Genomic DNA, 1474 nt, shown 5'->3' with positions numbered 1-1474 from the left:
GTGGCCGCCACACACCCGCTGCGTTGATGAAAGGCGCTGCCCATAGGCGGGCTGCGATGCCTTGCCGGCGACTCAGCCAAATAAGATGCGTTGGGGGCGCGGCAACTTCAACGGTGCTCCCCTGATTCGGCAAGAAAATGTGGGTGCTGGTGCAATCGATCACCCATGTGGCGTTATCGATATTGTCTGTGACGCCATAATCATCATCACTCCAATGCCATTCAGAATGGGTAAACGCGAAGTCGGGGGGATTTGAATAATGATCTTGAAAACTCAATATTAGCACCCACTAATAAAGCACATTCGAGTCACATTAGGAATCACTATGATACATCTAGTTTGCCATCAATGTGGACAAACAAACCGCATACCTGAAGATAAACGATCGCAAGACCCTAAATGTGGGCGGTGCGGGAGTCAACTTCTTCCGGAGGAACCGGTCAACGTTTCGGATACGATTTTTGACAAGTTGGTGACGAGGTCCGAGCATCCAATTGTTGTGGACTTTTGGGCATCGTGGTGTGGGCCATGCCGTATGATGGCGCCGGTGTTCGCTGAGGCCGCCAAACTGATGAAAGGTGAAGCCTTATTCGTCAAGGTGAATACCGAGACATCTCCTCATTTGGCGGCCCAATATGGCATTCGCTCCATTCCCACGTTGATGATTTTTCAAGGCGGTCAAGTGGTCGCCCAACAAGCTGGTGCCATGCCACTGCATCAGTTGATGGATTGGATTCGAAGTCACCGATAGTATGTCGGCGCTCAAGCGAGATTCGGACCGGACTAAAGCAGTGGCGTAAAACAAACCAACGGCGTCACTGCTTTTTGTGGTCTTTGCGTGGTTGAACAGGGGTTTCATTAACACCGATTGAGGCGCTAGGATTTTGTGAGTGTCGAACGGTTCAGTTGCACACGCACTGTGTACCCTCTCATTGATTATACAAAAATCATATTTGTATAACTTAACATTTGGTGTTACCTTGTACAATAATTGTAATTTGTACAAGGTTCGGAAATGAAGATTCCCGTCGGTGTCAGTGCCTGTGTACTGGGCGAAGAAGTGCGCTATGACGGTGGCCACAAGCGCCACCGGTTTGTCACGGATGAACTGTCCCGATGGTTTGCCTATGTGCCGGTCTGCCCGGAAGTGGCGATTGGCCTTGGCATCCCCCGGCCCACGATCCGTTTGGTTGAGAAAAGTGGGCAGATCCGTGTCTGCGGCACGCAAGATGCCTCGCTGGATGTGACCGACAAGATGCACCGGTTTGCGGATCAGAAGCTGCCGACGTTGACCCACCTGTGCGGCTACGTCGTCTGTGCCAAGAGTCCGTCCTGCGGCATGGAGCGGGTGCCCGTGTTCAGTGAAGGCAATCCCCAGGGCGAAAAGCGTGGCGTTGGCCTGTGGACGGCGCGGCTGATGGAGGCCATGCCCTGGCTGCCCGTCGAGGAAAACGGACGCCTGCAGGACATCATG

General features: G+C 52.9%; 2 protein-coding genes. Both read left to right on the top strand.

Annotated features, from left to right (window positions below; genetic code table 11):
* Positions 1-325: 325 nt before the first annotated feature.
* Positions 326-751, top strand: coding sequence for a thioredoxin TrxC (trxC, locus tag D6694_07190; protein ID RMH43168.1), 426 nt, complete (start codon positions 326-328; stop codon positions 749-751).
* Between the two features lie 264 nt (positions 752-1015).
* The coding region (locus tag D6694_07185; protein RMH43167.1) for a DUF523 domain-containing protein at positions 1016-1474 on the top strand (459 nt) is incomplete at its 3' end.

It is taken from the genome of Gammaproteobacteria bacterium, assembly GCA_003696665.1.
Classification (GTDB): Bacteria; Pseudomonadota; Gammaproteobacteria; order Enterobacterales.
Note: the sequence above shows the minus strand (reverse complement) of the source record. Positions and strands in the feature narration are given on the sequence as shown.